Source organism: Rathayibacter sp. AY1B8 (genome assembly GCF_002932775.1).
Lineage (GTDB): Bacteria > Actinomycetota > Actinomycetes > Actinomycetales > Microbacteriaceae > Rathayibacter.
This window is the reverse complement of record NZ_PSWJ01000015.1, coordinates 57,604-79,217: the sequence shown is the minus strand read 5'-3', so window position 1 is coordinate 79,217 and position 21,614 is coordinate 57,604. Positions and strand designations below refer to the sequence as shown.

The window sequence follows — 21,614 nt, the reverse complement described above, 5'->3', positions numbered from 1 at the left end:
GCGGTGTGCCCGGGCGCCTTCGTCGTGCGCGGTGCGCGGCCGTCTACGCGCGGCGGCGGCGGAGCACCGTCAGGGCGAGACCGCCGAGGATGCCGAAGGCGGCCAGGGCGAGCGGCGCGGTCGTCGAGACGCCGGTCGAGGCGAGGACGGGGCGGTGGCCGCCCGCCTGCGCCGCGGGTCCGGAGCCGGCCGGGTGCACTGCGGGCCCGGTGCCGGTAGGGTGCGCCGTGACCGCGGCGACCGCGGCGGAGCAGTCGGCCTCTCCGGCGATCGGGTCCTCCTCCGTCAGGGTGTAGTCGTAGGAGGTGCTCGCCACGAGACCGCTCGACGTGCCGCGGGCGATGACGCAGTAGATCTCGCTCGCCGGGTCCTGCAGCGGGTACTGGCCGAGGGAGATCAGGCTCCAGCCGAGCGCGTCGACGCCGACCTCGAGGCTCGAGCCGCCGCCCGTGAGCGTCTGGCGCGCACCCGAGGTCGAGAAGACGCCGATCGACACGGTCTCGTCCGCGCCGAAGCCGAGGAGAGCGCCACCGCTGGTGGGCTGTCCGTCCGCCGGGGCGGGCTCGGGCGAAGCCCCCTGGGGCCAGATCCGGATCGCGGTGCGTGAGGGGACCTGCTCCAGCGACGACGTCACGGAGCGTCCGCTGGTCTCTCCCGTGGCGGTGACGGAGAAGGTGCCCAGCTGGTCCGCCATGGTGTCGGCGTCGAGCAGGACGAAGGCCTCGCCCGAGAGCGGGGTCGGCGCGGGGGGCACGAGGGCGGAGGTGCTGCCGTCGGGCGCGGTGAGCGTGACGGACACGTCCTCGCCGCGGTCGAATCCGCGGAACGAGGCGACGACGCCGTAGATCCGGAACTCACCGACCTGGATGTCCGCACCGGCCGGGAGCACCCCGCCGTCCTCCCGGTTCTGGAAGACGACGCTCGTGTCGGGCTGCGTCACGGTCAGCTCGACGGCATCGGAGGCGATACGGGCGCCCGAGGCGTCGAGTCCCTCCGCGACGACGGAGATCGTCTCGCCGGGGAGCGGGAGGTGGGGGTCCACCGCGACGCCGTCCGCGTCGGTGGGGAGCCAGTCCTGGAGGCGGAGCTCGCCGGAGGCGGTGATCACGCTGGTGGTGACGGCCTCCTCCGAGTCGCCGTCGCGGAGCACGACGACGGCGACGGTGCCGGGCTGGAAACCGGTCCCGGACACGTCCAGGCCGCCGGCCCAGCCCTCCGCCGACGGGATCGCGGAGAACGCCGAGCCCGCTTCGTAGGTGGTGCGGTCGAGGGCGATCGCCAGGGGCGACTGCGCGCTCTCGACGGGCGCGGTGGTCGGAGCCGGAGTGGGCGCCGGGGTCGGAGTCGGCTCCGGAGTCGCGGTCGGCTCCGGAGTGGCGGTGGGCTCCGCGGTGGGAGCCGGCTCGGCCGGTGCGGGGCTCGAGGCGGCGTCAGGGACGACCTCGGTGGCCAGGGCGACGGACGGGAACGCGAGCGCCCCCAGCAGTGCCGCAGTGGTGATGATGGTGACGCCGTGGCGTCGTCGCGCAGAACGCACGATTCCTGCTTTCTCCGAGCCGCTGATCGCGGTCGGCTTCCCCATGAGCGGGGGACGATCGCCCCCTGTGGCCGAGTGTGTCCTATGCGGAACCTCAGCCTGTGCCGGATCCTGCAACGATCCGATCACGCCGCGCGGCGCGAGGTGACGGTTCGGTCACGGCCGGGCGCGGCGATTCCGACGGGCCGGTGGTCGTCGCTCTCCGGAGGCTCCTCAGACCGGCGGCACGACCAGCAGGACCACGCCGATCGCGGCGCTCACCGCGGCCACCACGCACCAGCGCTCCGCTCGTGTCCCTGCGGCTCCGCGCGTCCGCGCCACGGCGCCGAGCCCGATCGCGAGCACGGCGATGCCGATCTGCAGGGCCACCGTCGTCCGGATCAGCGCCCACGCCTCGAAGGCGCTCGCTCCGGTCGATCCTGTGGCGAGCAGCGGCACTCCGCCGACGCCCACCGGTACCAGCAGCAGGCCGGATCCGATCGCGAGCGCCGCGACCAGGTGGGCGAGCACGTCGTCCAGCGCGGTCCGTGGGGGCGCGCCGACCGGCCCGAGAGCGGCGGCGCCAGGCCTCATCGCGACAGTGCGGAGATGCATGGGGCGAGCGTAGGCCCGGACCGCACCCGGGCGGACCCCCTGTGAAGGCCCCTGTCCGGTGGGCATTCCGGAGGAGGATTGGCGCTGGGTGCGCAGTCGACCGGCCCGGTCCTCCGGTCGCCCGTCGACGCCGTCCGAGCGGTTCGCGACGCGGCCCCCGATGCTTGCGCCACGGGCTTCAGCCGGGCGGCGCGGGATGGGTACGGTCGTCGCGAGCCGGCCTCGCGGACGCGGAGGGCCCCGGACGAGGAAGCGAGGACACGGTGAGCAACGGCGTTCAGCAGCTCGTCGACGCGATGCTCGACAAGGTCGAGGCGGAGCAGCCCCACATCGACCACACGATCACGATGACGCCGGTCAACGCGCTCTTCCTCCCCGTCCACGCGAGGGAGCTGCCGGCCCGTAACGTGGAGGGGCCGCTGCGCGGGTCTACCGGGACTGCCTCGTGTGGGAGCAGGAGTTCCTCGATCACGTCGTCATCGTGTCGCCGGTGGTCGGGCGGGTCCCCGAGGAGGCCTGGGTGCCGAGCTACTACGGGAACCTCCCCACCGGCGACATCGGACCGTTCCCACCGTTCGTCGACGACGACGAGTGAGCGGAGGCGCTCGAGCGTCCCCGTCGGCCCGGCCCGCGGTCCCGGTCGGCCTCGTCTCTCCCTGCACTCGGCACCGCCGTCTCGGGCAGGATCAGGGGATGCTCCTGCAGACGATCACCACCGGATCCGGACCGCGACACGTCGGGCTGGTGCACGGGCTCGGTGCGTCGGCGGCGACCTGGGGGCCGTTCGTCGAGCGGCTCGGCGCGACCGGCCGCTACACGGTCACGGCCGTCGACCTGCGCGGGCACGGCGCGAGCGCCCGGGCGGAGTCGTACCGGATCGACGACATGGCCGCCGATCTGGTCGAGACGCTGCCGGCAGGGCTCCACAGCGTGGTCGGCCACTCGCTCGGCGGCGCGGTGCTGCAGCGTGCCGTCGCCGGACTCGCGCCCGGCCGGGCCGTCTACCTCGATCCCGGGTTCGCCCTGTCGCTCCCCACGAGCGGCCTGCGCGGACGGCTGTTCTGGGCGGCACCGCTGCTGTCGCTCGGCGTCGCCCAGCTCGGGCAGGCGCGGGCGAGCGCCGCGGTCCGCGCCGCCTACAGCCCGGAGATCCGCGCGCTGCTCGACGACGCGAAGAAGAGGTTCGACGCGCGGATGGCCGTCGGCGTGTTCCGGGACGTCGCCTTCCACCCGGTCCCGGTCGAGGCGCCGGCGGTCCCGTCGACGATCGTGCTCTCCGACCAGTCGCCGGCGGTGCTGCCCGACGCCCTGGCCGCGCGGCTCGAGCAGCGGGGCTGGCAGGTGCGCCGGCTCTCGGGCGTGCACCACGACATGCAGCTCGAGGACCCGGAGAGGACGTTCGCCGCGATCGCCGACGTGCTCTAGCAGCGAGCCCCTCCGCGGGTCGGGCGCCGATGAGCGGGAACTACCGGCACATCCGCCCCGACGACCGCGGCCACGGGCGGCTCCGGACGGACGGACGCTCGAGCCGTCTGCGAGAGTGCTGGCATGTCCCCGCAGTCGTTGTCCGAAGCCGATCGTCGCCTCGTCGCCGCGTGGGCCGCCGACTGCGCGGAGAGGGTGCTCCCCCTTTTCGAGGCCGAGGCCCCCGACGACGTCCGGGCACGGGACGGCATCGCCCGCGCCCGAGCCTTCTCGCGGGGCGAGTCGGACGCGGCGGGGGAGATCCGGCTCCGCTTCGTCGCGGGTCGTGCGGCGCAGTCGGCGATCTCTCCGGCGGCGAAGGCTGCGGCGCGGTCGGCGGGACAGGCGTCCGGCGTCGCCCACATGGGAGCTCACGCGCTCGGCGCCGCCGCCTACGCAGTGAAGGCGGTCGGGCTGGCCTCGACGCGGGAGGGCGGCGAGGCCGAGATCCGGTGGCAGCTGGGGCACATGAGCGGGCAGGTGCGGGCGGCGCTGCGGACCCTGCCGCTCCTCGGTGAGGACCCGTCCGGCCCGCTCGGTCCGGGACTCCTGACCTCGGGTGTGCTCGGATCGAGCATCCGCGCGGTGCAGGCGGCGCTCGGCGCAGCAGCCGCGGACTGATCGCCGACGCAGGCGGCGCAGCAGAGGGATCGGGCGACGGCGCGCAGGTCGTCCCCCCTCAGCGTCTTCACCCGCGTTCGCCCACCGCGGATCCGGACGCGCTGCCGTCCCAGGCGGAGAGCATGCTGAGCCGATCCGCACTGTCGCTGTCCGCGTCCGGGCAGGAGACCACCAGGACGCCCCCGCCCACCGGCAGCTTCTCGCACGGGCGTCGGTTCGCGCTCGTGCACATCCCCTCGACCAACCACTGCACCCTCGTGATCGCCGCCGAGCCGGACGGCGCGCGCTGGTCAGCGAGTCCACGCAAGCCAGCGCTTCGGCTCGGTCCACACCCAGCCGCACCGCGGATCTTCGGATGAGCCGTGTGCTCATCTCGCGTCACTCGCCGATCGGCCGCCTGCCGTCGACCTCGAATCGCCGCTCCGACGGCTTCATCCACCCCGATGATCGGTCGCGTTGCCATTTCGCGGAGGAGGGGACGACGTGCTTCGCCGCACGATCAGTTCGGTTGAGACCGTCGTTCGAGCATCCACGGCCTCGCGGCCCTCGATGACCGCGACGAGTGTCCGAACGCTCACACGGCCGACCTCCATCAATTTCTGGCGGACCGTCGTCAGAGGGGGCCAGAAGGCCTCGGCCTCCTCGATGTCATCGAACCCCACGACGCTGACCCGGCCGGGCACGGGGATGTCCGCCTCGTGGTAGGCGAGGAGGACTCCTAGCGCCATCTGGTCGTTGGCGGCGAACACTGCGGTGACGTCATCCCGCTCTCTCAGCGTGACTCCGGCGCGGTACCCCGATCCGGTCGACCAGTCGCCGGCGAGGGTGGCCGGCGGTTCGATGCCGCGCTCACGCAGCGCCTCCCGCCAGGCGGCCTCCCGTCGCAGAGCCGCGAAGCTGTCGCTCGGTCCGCTGACGTGCCAGACCGTGTCGTGCCCGAGGTCGAGTAGATGCTGGGTGGCGAGCAGTGCGCCGTGCCTCTGGTCGGAGTCGACCACGGGATGGCTGGTCTCCCGGCTGGCGTCCAGGGAGACGACGGGAACGCCTGGCGGGAGGTGCACGTCCGGGTTGTCTCGGTAGTGGAACTGCTCGAGCACGATGATGATGCCGTCCAGGGCCTGGTCGGCGAGCACCGAGAAGGCGTTGCTCGTCTCGTCCCGGCTGGAGACGTCCACGGTGATGAGCGTGAGAGAGTACCCGGCCCGGTTGGCCTCTGCGGAAATCGCCTCGAGGGTTCGGCGGTTGCCGAACGAGGAGAGGGTCGAGAGCACCACGCCGATGTTCCGGTACCGGCCCGATCGGAGCGCGCGGGCCGCGCGATTGGGCCGGTAGCCGAGCTCGGTCATGCTCAGGAGGACCTTCTCCCGGGTGAAGGAGTCGACCTCGGGCGCCCCGTTCGCGACGCGCGAGACCGTCTGCTTCGACACCCCCGCCCGCTCGGCGACGTCGCTCTGAGACGGTCCCTTGTGCCTCGTCGCACCGGGACGGTGCGCCTCAGACATCCTGGTCGTCCGCGCGCACCGGGGCCGCGGGAGGAGGCGTCGCACGGGGATCCTTCTCGTTGCTCATGGCTCCATGCTAGAGTCCGGACCCGGATGGTCACGTGACCAAAAATCTCAACGACTGAGGAGCGACGATGGTGTCCCTGACGACAGCCCGACCGGTGAGCGCCCGCCGCGCCCGCCGCGACTGGCGGGGCTGGGGGTTCATCGGCCCGTTCATGCTCGTGTTCCTGGCGGTCCTGGTCGCGCCGGTGGTCTACGCGATCTACCTCAGCCTGTTCCGCCAGCAGCTGGTCGGCGGCAACGCGTTCGTGGGAGTGGAGAACTACGTCCTCCTCCTGCAGGACCCGCGCTTCTGGGAGTCGCTGGGCCGCGTCACGCTGTTCCTCGTCGTGCAGGTTCCGGTGATGCTGGTGCTCTCCCTCGTCGCCGCTCTCGCCATCGACAGCGCCCACCTGGTCGGCCGAGGCGCGTTCCGGATCCTGCTGTTCCTGCCCTACGCGGTTCCCGGCGTCGTGGCAGCACTGATCTGGGGCTTCCTCTACGGCAACCAGTTCGGCCTCACGGGCAGCGTCAACGATCTGCTCGGCGCGGAGATCCTGCAGCCGTTCAGCTCGGAGTGGGTGCTGGGCTCGATCGGCAACATCGTCACCTGGGAGTTCCTGGGCTACAACATGCTCATCTTCTACGCGGCACTGAAGGTCATCCCCGCCGACATCTACGAGGCGGCGGACCTCGACGGAGCGGGCGGCCTGCGAGTGGTGTGGAGCATCAAGCTGCCGGCCATCCGCAGCGCGGTCGTGATCGCCACCATCTTCTCGATCATCGGCAGCTTCCAGCTCTTCAACGAACCGAACCTCCTGAAAGTGCTGGCCCCCAACGTGATCTCCACCTACTTCACCCCGAACATGTACGCCTACAACCTCTCCTTCGCAGGCCAGCAGTACAACTACTCGGCCACGGTGGCGATCGTCATGGGGCTCCTGACCGCCGTTATCGCCTACATCGTGCAGCTGCGCGGACAGCGCTCCGAGGTGCGCTGAGATGACCGTCTCCTATGCACGCACCAGCCCCCGCGCTCGACGCCCGCGCCGCTCGATCCTGCTCGCCGTCATGATGGTCGTCTTCGTCGTGTACTCAGTGGTCCCGCTGGTCTGGCTCCTCATCAACGCGACCAAGAGCCAGAGCGATCTGCTCTCCACCTTCGGCCTCGGCTTCGGCGGCGAGTTCGCGCTCTTCCAGAACATCTACGAGACACTCACCTACCGCGACGGCGTGTTCCTGCAGTGGTTCGCCAACACCCTGCTCTACGTCGTCGTCGGAGCGGGCGGAGCGACACTCCTCGCCACGGTCGCCGGCTACGGACTCGCCAAGTTCGACTTCCCCGGGAAGCGGGGCGTCTTCGCCCTGATCCTCGGGGCGGTGGCGGTGCCCGGGACCGCTCTGGCCGTGCCGACCTTCCTGATGTTCAGCCAGGTGGGACTGACGAACACGCCCTGGGCGGTCATCCTGCCCTCGCTCGTGAGCCCCTTCGCGCTCTACCTCATCTGGAGCTTCGCCACCGAGGCCGTCCCGACCGAGCTGCTCGAGGCGGCACGCATGGACGGGTCGAGCGAGTTCCGCACTTTCTTCACCATCTCGCTGCGACTGCTCTCCCCGGGCATCGTCACGGTCGTCCTCCTCACCGTCGTCGCCACCTGGAACAACTACTTCCTGCCGCTCATCATGCTCAGCGAGCCGACCTGGTATCCGCTCACGGTCGGCCTCAGCCAGTGGAGCGCGCAGGCGACCGGCGTCGGAGCCCAGCCGATCTACAACCTCGTGATCACCGGCTCGCTGCTCACGATCGTCCCGATCGTCATCGCGTTCCTGTTCCTGCAGCGCTACTGGCAGTCGGGTCTGACCGCCGGAAGCGTCAAGCAGTGAACCTCCGCACCTCCTTCCTCCCCTCCCTTCCCGTACAACGAAGTCACTCGAAAGGAACTCCCATGACTCACTCCACCAGCAGGCGGCGTCTCGGCCGCTTCGGCACCCTGGCGGGCGCCGCGCTCACCCTCGGCCTGGTGCTCTCCGGCTGCTCCGCCGCCGGCGGCGCGACGAACTCGGACGCCGATGCGGCCGACCTGGACGCGGCCCTCGAAGAGGGCGGCGCCCTGACCTACTGGACATGGACTCCGTCCGCCGAGGCGCAGGTCGCCGCGTTCGAGAAGGCCTACCCGAACGTCGATGTGAACGTCGTGAACGTCGGCACCGGCACGACCGAGTACACGCAGCTGCAGAACGCGATCACCGCCGGCTCCGGCGCGCCCGACGTCGCCCAGGTCGAGTACTTCGCCATCCCGCAGTTCGCGCTGGCCGACTCCTTCGTCGACCTGACTCCGTACGGCCTCGCCGACCTCGAGGATCTGTACAGTACCGGTCCCTGGAGCTCGGTCAGCATCGGTGGCGGCCTGTACGGCCTGCCGCAGGACTCCGGCCCCATGGCCATGTTCTACAACCAGGCCGTCTTCGACCAGTACGGCATCGAGGTCCCCACTACCTGGGACGAGTACTACGCCGCCGGACAGAAGCTGCACACAGCGAACCCCGACGCCTACATCGCCGGCGACACCAGCGACCCCGGCTTCGCGACGAGCATGATCTGGCAGGCCGGCGGCCGCCCGTTCGAGGTCGCGGACGACGGCACGACGATCTCCGTCGACCTCGAGGACGAGGGCTCTCAGGCCTTCGCCGCGAACTGGTCCCGCCTGACCGAGGGCGAGCTCTTGCCGGACATCCCGAGCTGGAGCGACGAGTGGTACCGCGCACTCGGCGACGGCACCATCGCCACGCTCCTCAGCGGGGCCTGGATGCCCGGCGTGCTGGAGTCCTCCGTGCCCGAGGCCGCGGGCGACTGGCGCGCCGCAGCCCTGCCCACCGCCGACGGCGGCAGCACGGGCGGCAACTCGGAGAACGGCGGCGGCGGACAGGTCGTGCTCGAGCAGAGCGAGAACAAGGCTCTGGCCGCTGCGTTCGTGCGGTGGCTGAACTCGGACGACGAGAGCATCGACATCTTCCTCCAGTCCGGCGGCTTCCCCGCGACCGTCGCCGACCTCGAGTCGGACGAGTTCCTGGCGCAGACCCCCGAGTACTTCGGCGGGCAGGCGATCAACGAGATCCTCGTCGAAGCGTCCCGCACCGTCAGCACGGGCTGGCAGTACCTGCCCTTCCAGGTCTACGCCAACAGCGTCTTCCCGGACACCGTCGGTCAGTCCTTCGTCAACCACGAGGACATCGGCAGCGGACTGATGGACTGGCAGGACCAGCTCGTCGAGTACGGCGACCAGCAGGGCTTCTCCGTCAACAAGTGATACGGAGTCGCTGAGCGATACGAGAACGCGGCGCGGGGCCTCCCCGCGCCGCGCTCTCCTGCGCGGTCGAGGGCGCGATCGACTGTCCCGCGACAGCCGCCGCGCTCCGCGGGACCGGAGAGGATCGGCGCGGAGCGATCAGGGCCGGTACAGGACGGCCGCTGTGCCGCGGACTCCCGGCCGCACCTGGAACAGCGCTCCGGCGAGAGGGTGCGCGGCGGCATCGGCGGGAGAGTAGTCCTCGCGGGACGTCGTGATGAACAGGGTGTCCAGATCGGGTCCGCCGAAGGTCACGCTGGAGACCTGCGGGGCGTCGACGTGGACGACACCGATCAGCTCGCCGGAGGGGTCGTAGCGATGCACTGCCGAAGCACCCCACATCGCTACCCACAGCGCCCCCTCGTCGTCGATCGTCATGCCGTCCGGGCTCCCTGGCCGCGACGACAGATCGAGCGATCCGTCACGACGGAGGGCGGACCCCTCCGTGAGATACCGGTCGATGCGGTGGGTCGGGGTGTCGATGTAATGCATCGTGCCGCCGTCTGGGGACCAGGCCAGACCGTTGGAGATCGTGACCTCGGGGACCGCCTCCGTGACGACGCCCTGGTCGAGGGCGTAGAGGGAGCCGGCGCCCGAGCGCTTGTCCATCGCCATCGTGCCGAACCAGAACCGGCCGGCCGGATCGACCTTCCCGTCGTTCATGCGCCGGTGCACGCCGTCGCGCGGAAGGACGTCGACGACGGGGGAGACGGTGCCCTCTGGGGAGAGGGACCACAGGCCGTCCGCAGCCGCGACGAGCCAGCCGCCGCGCACGTCTCCGACGACGGCGCCCACGGGACCGTCGAAGGCGATCGGGGGGCGGAGCAGGAAGCTCGTACCCTCCGGGGTCGCGGAGCGGACGAGTCCCGCGTACTGGTCGACCCATATCAGCGTGTCGCCGCGCGGGTCCCAGAGCGGGCCCTCGGCGTGATGCGACACGGGCGGGATGCACACCGCGGCCTCCCAGTAGGCGGGGACGGCGGAGCTCATGCGCCGCCTCCCGGCGTCGCCGCGACCGCGTCGTCCGGGTGCTCCACGGGCTCCTCCAGGCGGCCCCGGGTCTGATCGACGAGCGCACGGGTGAGGCCGACCGCTGCTCCGGCGTCGCGTGCGGTGAGCGCGTCGGCGAGCCGGACGTGGATGGCCAGGGCCCGCTCGCCCTCCTCGTCGAACACCGGCACGCTGCCGGAGTAGCGCAGCCGGAGGGCGGCGAGGACGGTGTCGGAGAGCTGCGCGAGGACGGAGCTCGAGGCCGCGACGACGATCGCCGAGTGGAAGTCGAGGTCGGCCCGCGTGAACGCGGCGACGCGCCGGTCGCGGTAGGTCGCGGTCATCTCCTCGGCGGCCCGGACGATCGCGGTCAGCTGCTCCTCCGTGCCTTGGACCGCGGCGAGCTCCGCCGCCGCCGGCTCGATGATGGTGCGCAGCTGCATGAGCTCGCGGAGCTGGATCTGCGCGTCGTCCGTGTGCGACCGCCAGGCGATGACCCGCGGATCCAGGAGCTGCCAGTGCTCGCGGCCGAGGACGGTGATCCCCACCCGCTGGCGGGCGACTATCATCCCGAGCGTCTCGAGGATGCGCAGAGCCTCTCGGATCACCGACCGCGAGACGCCGTGCTCGCGGGTGAGCGTCTCGATGTTCAGCACCGTGCCCGTCGGCGGATCTCCACCGACGATGGCGGTGCCGATGGTGTCGACGAGGGAGCGTTGATGAGTCATGAGACGGGTGGGACCACTCCCTCGTAGGCGCGCTGCGGGAGCTGCGTGGCGAGCTTTCCGCCGCTCACGTCGATGAGCGTGCCCGTGATGTAGTCGGCGGCGTCGCTCGCGAGGAACACGAGCAGATCGGCGATGCTGTCGGCGGTGCCCCAGCGGCGGAGGGTCAGCGTGTCGAGCAGCCGGTCCTGAGCCGCCTGGGGCATCGTCTCGAAACCGTTCATGGCGCTCGGGATCATACCGGGAGCGTAGGCGTTGACCGTGACGCCCCACGGCCCCAGCTCGCCGGCGAGCACCCGGCTGAACTGCACGACGGCCGCCTTCGATGCGCCGTAGGCGGCCGCGCCCACCGAGGGGACGATCGCCGCGAACGAGGCCGCGTTGAGGATGCGTCCATGACCGGAGGCCTTCACATGCGGAAGCACCGCCTGCGACATCAGGAACACGCCGCCGACGTTCACGTCGAAGCAGCGGCGCCAGGCGGCCAGATCGAGATCCTCCACCCGGCCCTCGAGGTTGATGCCCGCGTTGTTGACCAGGACATCGATACCGCCGAACTCCTCGGCGACGCGAGCGACGCCGCTCGCCACGGAGTCGGGCTCGGTCACGTCGCCCTCGATCTGGAGGACGCTCTCGGGCGCGCCCTCAGGGAAGGCGACGTCGAACGCCGCCACCTTCGCACCCTCGAGGGCGAACCGCTCAGCGAGCGCCCGCCCGATGCCCCGGCCGCCACCCGTCACCAGGACGACCCGATCCGTGAGATCCATCAGCATGTCCTACCCCCGTCGTTCTGAAAAGTCTGCTTATTATAGATCTCATGGACGCGGAGATGCGAGTCGCCTGGGTGACAGGAGCCGGAAGCGGAGTGGGGCGCGCCTGCGCGACGGCCCTGGGGGAGCGGGGGTGGACCGTCGCCCTCTCGGGGCGCAGGGCGCCCGAGCTGTCCGAGACGGCGGGACTCGTCCGCGCCGCAGGCGGCACCGCCCTCGAGCTGCCGTTCGACGTCGCCGCGGACGACGCCCGTGAGCGCGTCGAGGCGATCGCCGCCGCGACCGGCACCGACCGCCTGGACGCCGTCATTCTCTCCGCCGGTGCCAACACCCCGCGGCGGGCGTGGGCGGACCAGTCGATGGCGGAGTTCGCGAGCGTCGTGCAGACCAACCTCCTCGGCGTCGTCCGCAGTGCCGACGCCGCACTTCCGGGACTGCGCGCCGCATCCGGCGTGATCGTCGTGGTCTCCTCGATCGCGGGCTGGCGCCCCTCGCCCGGCGCCGGAGTCGCCTACAGCGCCGGGAAGACGGCGCTCGCGCCGGTCGTCCGCACCCTCAACGACCAGGAGGCGGACTCGGGCGTCCGCGCGACACTCCTCTGCCCCGGGGACATCGACAGCGACTTCCTGCGCCAACGGCCCGAGGTCCCCGGCGCGGCGGCCCGATCGGTGATGCTCGCGCCCGCCGATATCGCCCGCTCGGCGATGTTCGTGGTCGACGCACCCCGCCACGTGCGGATCGACGAGCTCGTCATCTCCCCGCTCTCCCAGCGCTCCGCCTGATCGCGCTCGACCCGCGCTCGACCCGACCCGACCCCACACGACCCGCGGTCGCCGTCTTCACGGCGCCCGGACACCGACGAGAGGCTCCCATGAACCACCGATGGCTCCGCACCGGCGAGGAGCGCACCCCGCGCATCTCCTTCGGCGCCGACTACAACCCGGATCAGTGGCCGCGCGAGGTCTGGGCCGAGGACGTCCGGCTGATGCAGGAGGCCGGGGTCGACGTCGTCTCCGTCGCCATCTTCTCCTGGGCGAAGATCCAGCCCGCCCCCGACCAGTGGGACTTCGCCTGGCTCGACGAGGTCCTCGACCTGCTGCACGCCGGAGGCATCGGAGTCGATCTGGCGACGGCGACCGCCTCCCCGCCGCCCTGGCTCACGCTGGCCCACCCGGAGATCCTCCCCGTCACCGCCGACGGCAGGATCCTCTCGCCCGGGGGCCGGCAGCACTGGCGTCCCACCTCGGCGGTCTTCCGAGCGCACGCCCTCGAGCTCGTCGAGCGCATCGCCGAGCGCTACCGGGACCACCCCGCGATCGTCGCCTGGCATGTCAGCAACGAGCTCGGCTGCCACAACGCCTGGGACCACTCCGAGGACGCCACGCGGGCGTTCCGCACCTGGCTCGAGCACCGCTACACCGGCATCGACGGCCTCAACGCGGCGTGGGGGACAGCGTTCTGGTCGCAGCGCTACAGCTCGTTCGAGGAGGTGCTCACTCCGCGTCTGGTGGCGGCCCTGCCGAACCCGACCCAGCGCCTGGACTTCCTCCGTTTCTCCTCCGACGCCCTGAAGGAGTACCTCGTCGCCGAGCGCGAGGTGCTGCGGCGGATCACCCCCGACATCCCGGTCACGACCAACTTCATGATCATGGAGGGCAAGAACCACGCCGCCTACGACGACTGGGCGCGGGAGGTCGACTTCGTCTCCAACGACCACTACCGCTTCGCCGGGGAGCAGTCCTTCGACGAGCTGGCCTTCTCAGCGGCGCTGACCTCAGGCGTCGCGCAGGGATCGCCCTGGTTCCTGATGGAGCACTCGACCAGCGCGGTGAACTGGCAGCCGGTCAACCAGCCCAAGCAGCCGGGGGAGATGGCGCGCGACGCCCTCACCCACGTCGCCTACGGCGCCGACGCCGTCTGCTACTTCCAGTGGCGGCAGTCCGTCGCCGGAGCGGAGAAGTTCCACTCCGCGATGCTGCCCCACGCCGGCGAGGACAGCCAGCTGTTCCGCGACGTCGTCCAGCTGGGGGAGCGGCTGCGCCGGCTGGACGATGTGGCGGGGAGCCGGCGCGAGGCGGCCCCGGTCGCCGTCCTGTTCGACTGGGACTCCTGGTGGGCGAGCGAGCTGGAATCGCACCCCAGCACGCTGCTGCGCTACCGACGCGAGGCGCTGGACTGGTGGCGCGCGCTCGCCGACGCGGGCGTCCGCGCGGACGTGATCACCCCGGGCACCGACCTGACCCCGTACGACGTCGTCGTCGCTCCGATGCTCTACCTCGTCTCCGGGCGGACAGGTCGCGAGCTGACCGGCTACGTCGAGGGCGGCGGGAACCTGATCACCACGTACTTCTCGGGGATCGCCGACGAGAACGACCACGTCGTCGCCAGCGGCTACCCGGGTGCTCTGCGCGACCTCCTCGGCATCCGAGTGGAGGAGTTCCACCCGCTCCTCGAGGAGGAGCACGTCCTGCTGGAGGGTGACCTGCACGGATCCCTGTGGACCGAGGGGATCCAGCTCCGCAGTCCTGAGACGCGGGTGGTCCGCCGCTACGCGACAGGACCGCACGCGGGCGAGCCGGCGGTGACGCGGCGCGCGGCCGGAGCGGGCAGCGCCTCCTACGTCTCGACCCGTCTCCGAGGGGGTGACCTCCTCGATGTCGTCGCCGAACTTCTCGAGGCCGCCGGAGTGGCCTCCGAGCTCCCGTCGGAGATGGTCGGCGCCGTCTTCCACTCGCGGCGGACGATCGACGGCAGCGGGTTCGATTTCTACATCAACCGCACCGACCGCCGAGTCGCGCTTCCCTCTGATGAGCCGGACCTTTTCGAGCAGCGGGCTGTTCCTCCGAGGGGAGTCGCAGTGGTTCGTCGGATCGGCAGCCCACCCCGCTGACAGCGAGCCGGGCGGCGCTGCTGCTCGAAGCGCTGATCCGCTCGATCGTGCAGCGCGCGGGGGCCGTGCCGCATCGCGACCGGTCGCCGGGAGTCGGCGCGTCCTGATCGGAGGCGGGCTCACCGGTCCGGTCGTGCCGACCCCCCCCGGACGCGAGGAAGGGCCGCCCCGAGGGACGGCCCTTCCCGCGACTCCGTCGGCCCGCGCTCCTCCAGAGGAGCCGGGCCGACGAGTGCTCAGTGCTGGCGGATCTTGTCGATCAGCTTCCCGCCGATGTCCTTGACCTTGTCGGTGATGGGGGTGCTCGACTTCGGGCGCTCGGTGACGGTGAACGGCAGGGTGATCGCCTTGCCGGTCTGGTCGCCGGTCACCGTGACGCTGTAGTCGCCGGGCGTGGCGGGCGCCTTCGCCGTGACGGTGAGGCCGCCGCCGGCGAGGTCGCGGGTCGCGGTGCGGTCCGTGAAGAGGGGCGCGGAGCCGATCAGCTGCGTGTCTCCGTTGAAGCCCCTCGCGGTGAGAGTGACGTCGGCTCCGGGGGCGAACGACGAGCCGGAGAGCTCGGCGGTGGCTCCGAAGCTCATCGAGCGGATGTCGCGGTCCACTCCGAGCGCGTTCGTGATGGTGAAGAACGTGTCGGTCTGGTCGGTGAGCCCGGCGACGTTCGCCGCGCCCGGCCCGTAGGCGGCGATGCGCAGCTGCGTTCCGGTGTGCTGCTGCGATCCGCCCTCGGCGGCGGTGCCGTACGACACCTTCATGGTGCTGCCGTCGGCGGTCTTCAGCGCGGTGCTGAGCGAGGTCGGCGGGGTGGAGTCGACGATCTGGCTGGAGTGGGCGTGGTCGGCGGTGACGATGACGAGGGTGTTGCCGTCCGCCTCGGCGAACGCGAGCGCGGCCTGGACGGCCTCGTCGAGGTCGACGGTCTCGCCGATCTGGCCGCACGCGTTCGCGGCGTGGTCCTGCTTGTCGATGCTCGCGCCCTCGACCTGGAGGAAGAAGCCCTGGTCGCCGGTGTCGAGGAGGTCGATCGCCTTCTCGGTCATGGAGCGGAGCGTCGGCTGCTCGGCCGGACGGTCGGGGTTCGCGACGCAGGTCTGCGGGGCGGCGTCCGCTCCGCCGACCGTCGCCGGGGTGGGCGCGTAGCGGACGGGCAGGTTGCCGGAGTTGAACAGTCCGAGCACGGGCGCGTCCTGGTCGGCGACGGTCAGCGCGTCGAGCTGCGCGGCGGTGGCGGGAGTCGTGGCGTCCCCGAGCACCTGGAAGCCGCGCTCCGCGGCCTGCTGGAACAGCGGCTCGCCGCTCCAGTCGCCGGCGCGGGCGACCTGCGCGAAGCTGGCCGACCCTCCGCCGAGGGTCAGGTCGGCGCGGGTGTCGAGGATCTGCTCGCTGATCGAGCCGAGTCCGCCGTTCTCCAGCGCGTCGTCGCCGCAGCTCGCGCTGTCGGGTCCGTAGCAGCTGCGGGCGTCGACGTGGGCGGCCTGCACGGCCGGGGTGGCGTCCTGGATCTCGGCGGTGGTGACGTTGCCGGTCTTCAGGCCGTTCGCCTTCGCGATCTCGAGGAGGGTGTCCTTGCGCTGCTGGTCGATGTCGACCGAGATGGCGTTGTCGTAGGTCTTGGTGCCGGTGGCCCAGGCGCTGCCGGTGGCGGCGGAGTCGGGCACGTAGTCCGGGGCGCCCTTGACGGCGCCCGTCGCCGGGTCGTCCGCGCGGTAGAGCGAGTAGGTCGTGTACTGGCCGGTGATCGGCAGGGCGTCGATCCCGGGGAAGCGGCCGGCCGCTCCGTACTGGTAGTTGCGGGCGACGGTGATCTCCGAATCGCCCATGCCGTCCCCGATGAGGAGGATGACGTTCTTCGCGTCCTGCTCCTTCACCGCTGCGCGCAGCGAGTCGGAGAGGTCGGCGTCGACCGGGGAGATGCGGGCGGCTCCGCCGGTGGCGGAGAGGTCGGCGGCACCGACGGCAGTGGCGGCGCCGGGTGCGGCCAGGGCGGCGGCGCAGACCAGAGCAGCGGCCGAGAGGGCCAGAGCGGAGCGTCCGCGGTTCGCGGAGCGGAACAGTCGTGTCACGTCGTGGACTCCTTGAGAGGTGAGACCCCGGAAAGGGGCACGCTCATCTCACTCCTCATCGCCGCATCGGTGGGTGAACGGTGATGCATAGCTGAGTGAACTTTCCGACGAGGGCTCTCGGCCCCGGCGGCCCGCCGGAGCGTCCTGCCGACCGGCGTCCTGCCGACCGGCGCTCACCGGGAGCGTCGGTCGGCAGGGGCGCGGTCGCCGGGAGCCTTTCGGGTCAGCGCTGGACGAGCGGGACGGCGATGTCCGTGACGTCCGCGCCGATGGCGCCGAGCGGAGTCGCCGTGCCGTTCAGCAGTCCGATCTCGTAGAGCGACCCGTTGACGGCGGCGAGGCCGACCGAGCCGATGGAGCTGCCGTTGCGGAGGACGGAGTAGATGTCGAAGCCGGTCGCACCCGCTGCGTCGAGGCCGAGCTTCCCGGTCGGCGCCAGGGTGCCGGCGTTGGCCGGGGACTGGATGGCGATCTGGTCGAGGGCCGTGTCGAGGACGAACAGGGTGGTCGCGCTGTTCGCGTCGAGGTCGTTGTTCGTGTACGCGGCCCCGGCGACACCGGTGGCCACGGCGGGCGCGGCGTAGCTGAGCGTGCCGTCGGCGACCGTCGCGGCGCCCGCGGTGGCGAACGGCTGACGGAGGTTCTGGCCTGTGTCGCTGACCACGCGGAGCGCGTTCGCGGCGGGGTTGAAGTCGACGCCGAAGGAGGTGCCGCTCAGCGCCACGGTGAGACGGGTCACCTGGGTGGCCACGCCGGTGGACGGGTTGATGGAGTAGACGCCGGCGCTCGCCGCGTTGTCGCCGACGCCGTAGAGGGCGCCGTCCTGGACCCGGTAGTCGATGCCGATGAGCGCGGTGTCGCCGCCGGTGAGGCCGGTGACGGCGACGCGGTTCGTGACCTTGCCGGGCTTGGTCGGGTTGAACTGCACGAGCTTCGTGCCGCCGTCGGAGAGTCCGACGACCCGCAGCTTCGCCGCCACGGAGCGGACCGCGTTGATCAGGTTCCTGTCCGACGCGCTGCTGGAGTCGCTGGTCGCCGCGGCGGGAGCGACGCTGCTCGCACCGGCGAGCACGGGTGCCACCGCCATCACGCCCGCGACGGCGACAGCTGCGATACCGACTCTGATGTTCCTGGTCATCGTGCACTCCTCGAGACTTGCGGTCGCCGGAGATCGGCGGCTCGGAGGGGGATACCGTCCGGAGCGCGCGAGCGTTCATCCGATCCGGAGATCCGTGCCCCGTCACTCCGGCGAGCCGTCGGCGAACCGTCGGAGCGCGGCGGCGTAGCGGTCCGGGTCCCGGTGGTCGCTGTCGGTCAGGATCAGCACCGAGCCGGAGACGGCGCGGGTGTACTCGCCGCGGCAGGGGAGGGTGACCACCGTCCTCAGTCCGGCCTCCCAGGCGGGGACGAGGGAGCCGAGGCAGCGCCGCTCGGGGGCGGCGTCCAGCGGGACGTCCCGCGCGTCCATCCGGGTGGATCGCAGCTCGTCGTGCCAGGCGCTGAAAGGCGCTCCGAGGGAGTCGTCGCCGAAGCGCTCCCGCCAGCCGGGGCCGCGCGCGAGGTCGAGGAGGCGTGCGCGCTCGGGGGATCCGTCGGCGGTGCTGGAGAGCTGCCGGAGGAGCGGGCCGGTCTCGACCGCCAGATGCTCGACGCAGTCCTGCCACAGCTGAGGCCAGGCGCGCTGCTCGTCGGCGCCGGGCTCCGCCGACCCGACCCGCTCCGGGGACCGCTCGAGCGGCGGAGGCCCGTCGACCGCCGGAGTGAAGCCCCACGCTTCGCGGATCCAGAGGAGCTCGAGCAGCGCCGAGGGGTTGTCCTCGACCGTGATGACCATCTGCGACGGCCAGGGGTCGCCGGGAAGAGGACGGGATGCGCGCATGGGAGGGGCTCCTTCCGAGGGGATGAGGTCGGATCGTGCCGGAGAAGGCTCCAGGGAGGCTGGGCCCGCGTCGGCCGACGCGCCAATCCTCCGGGCGCCCAGCGGCGTCCCCGGTGATCGTCCCCGCGAGCGGTCGAGGACGGCGCCGAGCGCCTCCCGAATGTCGGTGCCCCCGACCTACACTCGGACGCGTTCGAACACACGTTCGATACCACGAGGAGGGGGTCGACCATGAGCGTGACCGTCGTGGAGCGCATCGCGACTCCGGCCTCGGACGCCGTCGCCGTCACCTTCCTCGTCACCAGCGAGGCCGTGGCGGCGGGATTCCCGTCGCCGGCGCAGGACTACTTCGACGGGTCCCTCGACCTCAACGACCACCTGATCCGCGATAGGACGTCGACGTTCATCGTCCGTGTCTCGGGCGAGAGCATGGTCGGCGCGGGCATCAGCGACGGCGACGAGCTCGTGGTCGACCGGTCGATCACGCCGACGCACGGGAGCGTGGTCATCGCGATCCTCGACGGCGAGCTGACCGTGAAGCGCCTCGAGCTGCACCCCGGGGGAGTGGTGCTGCGGGCCGAGAACCCGGAGTACCCGCCGATCCACGTCGCCGAGCTGAGCGACCTCCAGGTGTGGGGCGTCGTCACCGTCTGCCTCCACCGGCTGCACCGTGCGCTCTGAGCGGCGCATCGCCCTGGTCGACGTGAACTCGTTCTACGTCTCCTGCGAGCGGCTGTTCGATCCGAGGCTCGCGGGCCGCCCCGTCGTCGTCCTCTCGAACAACGACGGCTGCGTGGTCGCCCGCTCCGACGAGGTGAAGAGGCTCGGGATCGAGAACGGCACGCCCTGGTTCCAGATCGAGCCGCTCATCCGCTCCGGTCGCCTCCCGGAGGTGATCGCCCGATCGAGCAACTACGAGCTCTACGGCGAGCTGTCCGCGCGCGTCATGGAGCTGCTGGGCCGCTACTCCGCCTGGCAGGAGGTGTACTCGATCGACGAGTCCTTCCTCGGCATCGACGGCGACGTGGCGGAGCGGGCGAAGATCGGCCGGGCGATGCGGGCGGCCGTCGCGAAGAACGTCGGCCTGCCCGTCTGCGTCGGCTTCGGACCGAGCAAGACTCTCGCGAAGTTCGTCAACAAGGGCGGAGCGAAGAAGCACCCGCGCCTGGGGGGCGTCTGCGACACCGACTGGTACACGCCCGAGCAGCTCGACGCGCTCATGGCCTCGCAGCACGTCACCGAGCTGTGGGGAGTCGCCGGCCGCACAGGGAAGCGCCTCGCGGAGCTGTCCATCCACACCGTCCGCGACCTCCGCGACGCGGACCCCGCGCTGATCCGCAAGAAGTTCTCGGTCGTCCTGCAGCGCTCCGTCTACGAGCTGCGCGGCGTCGACTGCATCCCCCTCGAGGCCGCTCGCACCGTCCGTGACCAGCTGATCTTCTCCCGGTCGTTCGCCACTCCCGTGACGACGATCGCGGACATGGAGCAGGTGCTCTCCGTCTACGCGCAGCGCGCCGCCCACCGCCTCCGCGCGCAGGAGTCGGTCACCAGGACGATGAGCGTGTTCGCGTCGACATCGCCGTTCGCGGACGCGCCGTACGAGTCCGCCGGCGGCCTGGCCGGCTTCCCCGTTCCCACGGACGACCCGGTGGCGATGGTGAGGGCCGCGATCGGCACCCTGCGCCCGCGGCTGCGGGAGGGCGCGCGCTACGTGCGGGCCGGCGTCATCCTCACGAACCTGTCGCCGCGGAACTCCCATGCGCTGCTCGAGATCTTCGACACCGCCTTCGACACGAAGGGCCTCGGCGCCACCATCGACGCGGTGACGAAGCGCCACGGGCGGTCCGCGGTCGGCCTCGGGCTGGCGGGCATCCGCACGGGGCCGGTGTGGACGATGAAGCGCGACGCACTCTCGCTCCGGGCGACGACGCACTGGGGCGAGCTGGCGACGGCGCACGCGCGGTGAGCCCGCCGCCGGGGAGATCGGGTCATCCGACGCGTAGGCGCCCGGGGCTCTCTCGGGCAGGCTCGTCGCCATCGACGAGTGTCGGTGCGGGGACGGCGGGAGGACCCATGGCCGAGAGCTGGCAGGACGCGTCGGTGCGGGGCGTCGCGATGATCGAGAACGAGCTGGTCGTGCGCGACTTCCTCGAGGTGTGGAGCGCTCGCGACAGCCGCCAGCTCGTCCCGTTCCTGCATCCGGAGGTCGTCTACAGCGCGTCGAGCTCGCAGGAGATCGCGGGGCGGGCGCGGGTCCTCGAGATGTGCGACGAGGTCCATCGGGCGTTCACCGAGATCCGGATCGCCCTCGTCACGATCGCCGTGGCCGGCAGCGTCGTCCTCACCGAGCACGCCCTGCACCTCCGCTCGGACACGGGGAAGGGCCACTGGCTCCGCTGCTTCGGGAGCTACGAGCTCCGCGGAGAGCAGATCGTCACCTGGCGGCAGCTCCATGGCTGAGGGCCTCGCGTGACGGCGGTGACCGGGCCCGCGCGACTGCGGCTCGCCCTGGTGCTGCTGGCCATCGCCTCGGGCGCGACCGACGCGTTCGCGTTCCTCCTGCTCGGCGGCATCTTCACCGCGAACATGACGGGCAACCTGGTGCTGCTGGGGCTGTACCCCCGCTCCGCCTGGCTGACGACCGCGGCCGGAGCGGTCACGGCGATCGTCTTCTTCGCCGGAGCGGTCTACGCCGGGTTCCGCACGACCCGGGCGCGCACGCCGTCGACCGGCGACGGGAGACGTCCGCTCCGCGCGATCGCACTCGTGGGGGTCGTCCTGCAGCTCGCCGTCGCGGTCGCCTGGCCGACGGTGCAGGGCGGCACGTCGCTGCTCGTGGACTGCGCGTTCATCGCGACCAGCGCGGCGGCGCTGGGGCTGCAGACCGTGCTCGCGAAGCGGATCTCCGGCGCCGCCGGCCTGACGACCACGTTCGTCACGGGCACGCTCACGAGCCTGATGCAGGAGCTCGCCGAGCGCTCGTCCGGGTCGAGGACCCTCCAGGCGCTCATCGTCGCGAGCCTCGCGGTCGGAGCCGTCGTCGGAGCGGCGACCGTGACGCTCGCTCCGGCCTGGGCCCCGACGCCGGCCCTGGTGCTCTCGGCGGTCGCCGTCGTGCTTCTCTTCGCGCACCGCGCGCGAGCCGTGCCCGCGGGAGCGGAGCCCGGGGCCCCGCGTCCCGCGTGACCGG

Annotated in this window: 21 protein-coding genes; 12 read left to right on the top strand and 9 right to left on the bottom strand. The window is 71.7% G+C overall.

The features are described 5' to 3' along the window. Positions 1-43 precede the first annotated feature (43 nt). Together C5C63_RS10525 and C5C63_RS10520 are read right to left on the bottom strand one after the other, a co-directional pair. Complete coding sequence (locus tag C5C63_RS10525; RefSeq protein WP_181110598.1) at positions 44-1,537, bottom strand: LPXTG cell wall anchor domain-containing protein; 1,494 nt, start codon at positions 1,535-1,537, stop codon at positions 44-46. A gap of 213 nt (positions 1,538-1,750) precedes the next feature. Further along, complete coding sequence (locus tag C5C63_RS10520) at positions 1,751-2,131, bottom strand: hypothetical protein (RefSeq protein WP_146086379.1); 381 nt, start codon at positions 2,129-2,131, stop codon at positions 1,751-1,753. A 445-nt stretch (positions 2,132-2,576) separates the two neighbouring features. On the opposite strand from C5C63_RS10520, the gene C5C63_RS17035 reads away from it, so the two are divergent. The 3 genes from C5C63_RS17035 (at position 2,577) to C5C63_RS10510 (ending at position 4,216) form a co-directional block, all read left to right on the top strand. After that, the gene (locus tag C5C63_RS17035; protein WP_181110597.1) at positions 2,577-2,726 is read left to right on the top strand and encodes a hypothetical protein; all 150 of its coding nucleotides are present in this window, start codon (positions 2,577-2,579) and stop codon (positions 2,724-2,726) included. Positions 2,727-2,824: 98 nt separating this feature from the next. Then, a complete protein-coding gene (locus tag C5C63_RS10515) occupies positions 2,825-3,556 on the top strand; it encodes an alpha/beta fold hydrolase (RefSeq protein WP_104326017.1) in 732 nt (243 codons plus the stop codon). Positions 3,557-3,679: 123 nt separating this feature from the next. After that, positions 3,680-4,216 carry a putative immunity protein gene (locus tag C5C63_RS10510; protein ID WP_104238872.1) on the top strand — a complete coding sequence of 179 codons (537 nt, stop codon included), beginning with the start codon at positions 3,680-3,682 and terminating at the stop codon, positions 4,214-4,216. A gap of 431 nt (positions 4,217-4,647) precedes the next feature. Here the strand turns inward: C5C63_RS10510 and C5C63_RS10500 are convergent, their stop codons facing one another. Next, positions 4,648-5,718, bottom strand: a complete 1,071-nt coding sequence (locus tag C5C63_RS10500; RefSeq protein ID WP_104223311.1) for a LacI family DNA-binding transcriptional regulator — start codon at positions 5,716-5,718, stop codon at positions 4,648-4,650. Positions 5,719-5,852: 134 nt separating this feature from the next. Here C5C63_RS10500 and C5C63_RS10495 point away from each other — a divergent pair, with 134 nt between their 5' ends. The 3 genes from C5C63_RS10495 (at position 5,853) to C5C63_RS10485 (ending at position 9,068) form a co-directional block, all read left to right on the top strand. After that, a complete protein-coding gene (locus C5C63_RS10495; RefSeq protein ID WP_104223310.1) occupies positions 5,853-6,761 on the top strand; it encodes a carbohydrate ABC transporter permease in 909 nt (302 codons plus the stop codon). Position 6,762: 1 nt separating this feature from the next. Continuing rightward, positions 6,763-7,644, top strand: coding sequence for a carbohydrate ABC transporter permease (locus tag C5C63_RS10490; protein ID WP_104223309.1), 882 nt, complete (start codon positions 6,763-6,765; stop codon positions 7,642-7,644). A gap of 62 nt (positions 7,645-7,706) precedes the next feature. Next, complete coding sequence (locus tag C5C63_RS10485) at positions 7,707-9,068, top strand: ABC transporter substrate-binding protein (protein WP_104326015.1); 1,362 nt, start codon at positions 7,707-7,709, stop codon at positions 9,066-9,068. A 138-nt stretch (positions 9,069-9,206) separates the two neighbouring features. On the opposite strand, the gene C5C63_RS10480 is transcribed toward C5C63_RS10485, so the two are convergent. The 3 genes from C5C63_RS10480 to C5C63_RS10470 are packed head-to-tail and all read right to left on the bottom strand — an operon-like array spanning position 9,207 to position 11,589. After that, complete coding sequence (locus C5C63_RS10480; RefSeq protein ID WP_104238876.1) at positions 9,207-10,097, bottom strand: SMP-30/gluconolactonase/LRE family protein; 891 nt, start codon at positions 10,095-10,097, stop codon at positions 9,207-9,209. After that, positions 10,094-10,825 carry a FadR/GntR family transcriptional regulator gene (locus C5C63_RS10475; RefSeq protein ID WP_104223306.1) on the bottom strand — a complete coding sequence of 244 codons (732 nt, stop codon included), beginning with the start codon at positions 10,823-10,825 and terminating at the stop codon, positions 10,094-10,096. The genes C5C63_RS10480 and C5C63_RS10475 overlap by 4 nt, the downstream gene beginning before the upstream one ends. After that, positions 10,822-11,589, bottom strand: a complete 768-nt coding sequence (locus C5C63_RS10470) for an SDR family NAD(P)-dependent oxidoreductase (protein WP_308471546.1) — start codon at positions 11,587-11,589, stop codon at positions 10,822-10,824. The genes C5C63_RS10475 and C5C63_RS10470 overlap by 4 nt, the downstream gene beginning before the upstream one ends. A gap of 50 nt (positions 11,590-11,639) precedes the next feature. Between C5C63_RS10470 and C5C63_RS10465 the strand changes: the two genes are divergently transcribed. Together C5C63_RS10465 and C5C63_RS10460 are read left to right on the top strand one after the other, a co-directional pair. Next, the gene (locus C5C63_RS10465; protein WP_104223304.1) at positions 11,640-12,374 is read left to right on the top strand and encodes an SDR family oxidoreductase; all 735 of its coding nucleotides are present in this window, start codon (positions 11,640-11,642) and stop codon (positions 12,372-12,374) included. An 89-nt stretch (positions 12,375-12,463) separates the two neighbouring features. Beyond that, entirely contained in the window at positions 12,464-14,482 is a 2,019-nt protein-coding gene (locus C5C63_RS10460; RefSeq protein ID WP_104233993.1) for a beta-galactosidase, read from the top strand. 236 nt (positions 14,483-14,718) lie between these two features. Here the strand turns inward: C5C63_RS10460 and phoA are convergent, their stop codons facing one another. The 3 genes from phoA to C5C63_RS10445 form a co-directional block, all read right to left on the bottom strand. Next, positions 14,719-16,545, bottom strand: a complete 1,827-nt coding sequence (phoA, locus tag C5C63_RS10455; protein ID WP_308471545.1) for an alkaline phosphatase — start codon at positions 16,543-16,545, stop codon at positions 14,719-14,721. A gap of 223 nt (positions 16,546-16,768) precedes the next feature. Continuing rightward, positions 16,769-17,683, bottom strand: a complete 915-nt coding sequence (locus C5C63_RS10450; RefSeq protein ID WP_219812590.1) for a DUF4394 domain-containing protein — start codon at positions 17,681-17,683, stop codon at positions 16,769-16,771. 102 nt (positions 17,684-17,785) lie between these two features. Further along, entirely contained in the window at positions 17,786-18,424 is a 639-nt protein-coding gene (locus C5C63_RS10445) for a hypothetical protein (RefSeq protein ID WP_104233992.1), read from the bottom strand. 231 nt (positions 18,425-18,655) lie between these two features. Here C5C63_RS10445 and C5C63_RS10440 point away from each other — a divergent pair, with 231 nt between their 5' ends. The 4 genes from C5C63_RS10440 (at position 18,656) to C5C63_RS10425 (ending at position 21,610) form a co-directional block, all read left to right on the top strand. Then, a complete protein-coding gene (locus C5C63_RS10440; RefSeq protein ID WP_104233991.1) occupies positions 18,656-19,105 on the top strand; it encodes a LexA family transcriptional regulator in 450 nt (149 codons plus the stop codon). Then, on the top strand, positions 19,095-20,390 hold the full coding sequence (locus C5C63_RS10435; RefSeq protein WP_104233990.1) for a Y-family DNA polymerase: 1,296 nt from the start codon (positions 19,095-19,097) through the stop codon (positions 20,388-20,390). Before C5C63_RS10440 ends, C5C63_RS10435 begins: the two co-directional genes overlap by 11 nt. A 107-nt stretch (positions 20,391-20,497) precedes the next feature. After that, positions 20,498-20,884, top strand: a complete 387-nt coding sequence (locus C5C63_RS10430) for a nuclear transport factor 2 family protein (protein WP_104233989.1) — start codon at positions 20,498-20,500, stop codon at positions 20,882-20,884. Between the two features lie 18 nt (positions 20,885-20,902). Further along, positions 20,903-21,610, top strand: a complete 708-nt coding sequence (locus tag C5C63_RS10425) for a YoaK family protein (protein ID WP_181110596.1) — start codon at positions 20,903-20,905, stop codon at positions 21,608-21,610. The last annotated feature ends 4 nt before the right edge of the window (positions 21,611-21,614 follow it).

Excerpts from the sequence above, each read along its gene's own strand:
- C5C63_RS10520 (WP_146086379.1), bottom strand. The coding sequence starts at position 2,131 with ATGCATCTCCGCACTGTCGCGATGAGGCCTGGCGCCGCCGCTCTCGGG.
- C5C63_RS10515 (WP_104326017.1), top strand. The coding sequence starts at position 2,825 with ATGCTCCTGCAGACGATCACCACCGGATCCGGACCGCGACACGTCGGG.
- C5C63_RS10510 (WP_104238872.1), top strand. The coding sequence starts at position 3,680 with ATGTCCCCGCAGTCGTTGTCCGAAGCCGATCGTCGCCTCGTCGCCGCG.
- C5C63_RS10500 (WP_104223311.1), bottom strand. The coding sequence starts at position 5,718 with ATGTCTGAGGCGCACCGTCCCGGTGCGACGAGGCACAAGGGACCGTCT.
- C5C63_RS10495 (WP_104223310.1), top strand. The coding sequence starts at position 5,853 with ATGGTGTCCCTGACGACAGCCCGACCGGTGAGCGCCCGCCGCGCCCGC.
- C5C63_RS10490 (WP_104223309.1), top strand. The coding sequence starts at position 6,763 with ATGACCGTCTCCTATGCACGCACCAGCCCCCGCGCTCGACGCCCGCGC.
- C5C63_RS10485 (WP_104326015.1), top strand. The coding sequence starts at position 7,707 with ATGACTCACTCCACCAGCAGGCGGCGTCTCGGCCGCTTCGGCACCCTG.
- C5C63_RS10480 (WP_104238876.1), bottom strand. The coding sequence starts at position 10,097 with ATGAGCTCCGCCGTCCCCGCCTACTGGGAGGCCGCGGTGTGCATCCCG.
- C5C63_RS10475 (WP_104223306.1), bottom strand. The coding sequence starts at position 10,825 with ATGACTCATCAACGCTCCCTCGTCGACACCATCGGCACCGCCATCGTC.
- C5C63_RS10470 (WP_308471546.1), bottom strand. The coding sequence starts at position 11,589 with ATGGATCTCACGGATCGGGTCGTCCTGGTGACGGGTGGCGGCCGGGGC.
- C5C63_RS10465 (WP_104223304.1), top strand. The coding sequence starts at position 11,640 with ATGGACGCGGAGATGCGAGTCGCCTGGGTGACAGGAGCCGGAAGCGGA.
- C5C63_RS10460 (WP_104233993.1), top strand. The coding sequence starts at position 12,464 with ATGAACCACCGATGGCTCCGCACCGGCGAGGAGCGCACCCCGCGCATC.
- C5C63_RS10450 (WP_219812590.1), bottom strand. The coding sequence starts at position 17,683 with ATGACCAGGAACATCAGAGTCGGTATCGCAGCTGTCGCCGTCGCGGGC.
- C5C63_RS10445 (WP_104233992.1), bottom strand. The coding sequence starts at position 18,424 with ATGCGCGCATCCCGTCCTCTTCCCGGCGACCCCTGGCCGTCGCAGATG.
- C5C63_RS10440 (WP_104233991.1), top strand. The coding sequence starts at position 18,656 with ATGAGCGTGACCGTCGTGGAGCGCATCGCGACTCCGGCCTCGGACGCC.
- C5C63_RS10430 (WP_104233989.1), top strand. The coding sequence starts at position 20,498 with ATGGCCGAGAGCTGGCAGGACGCGTCGGTGCGGGGCGTCGCGATGATC.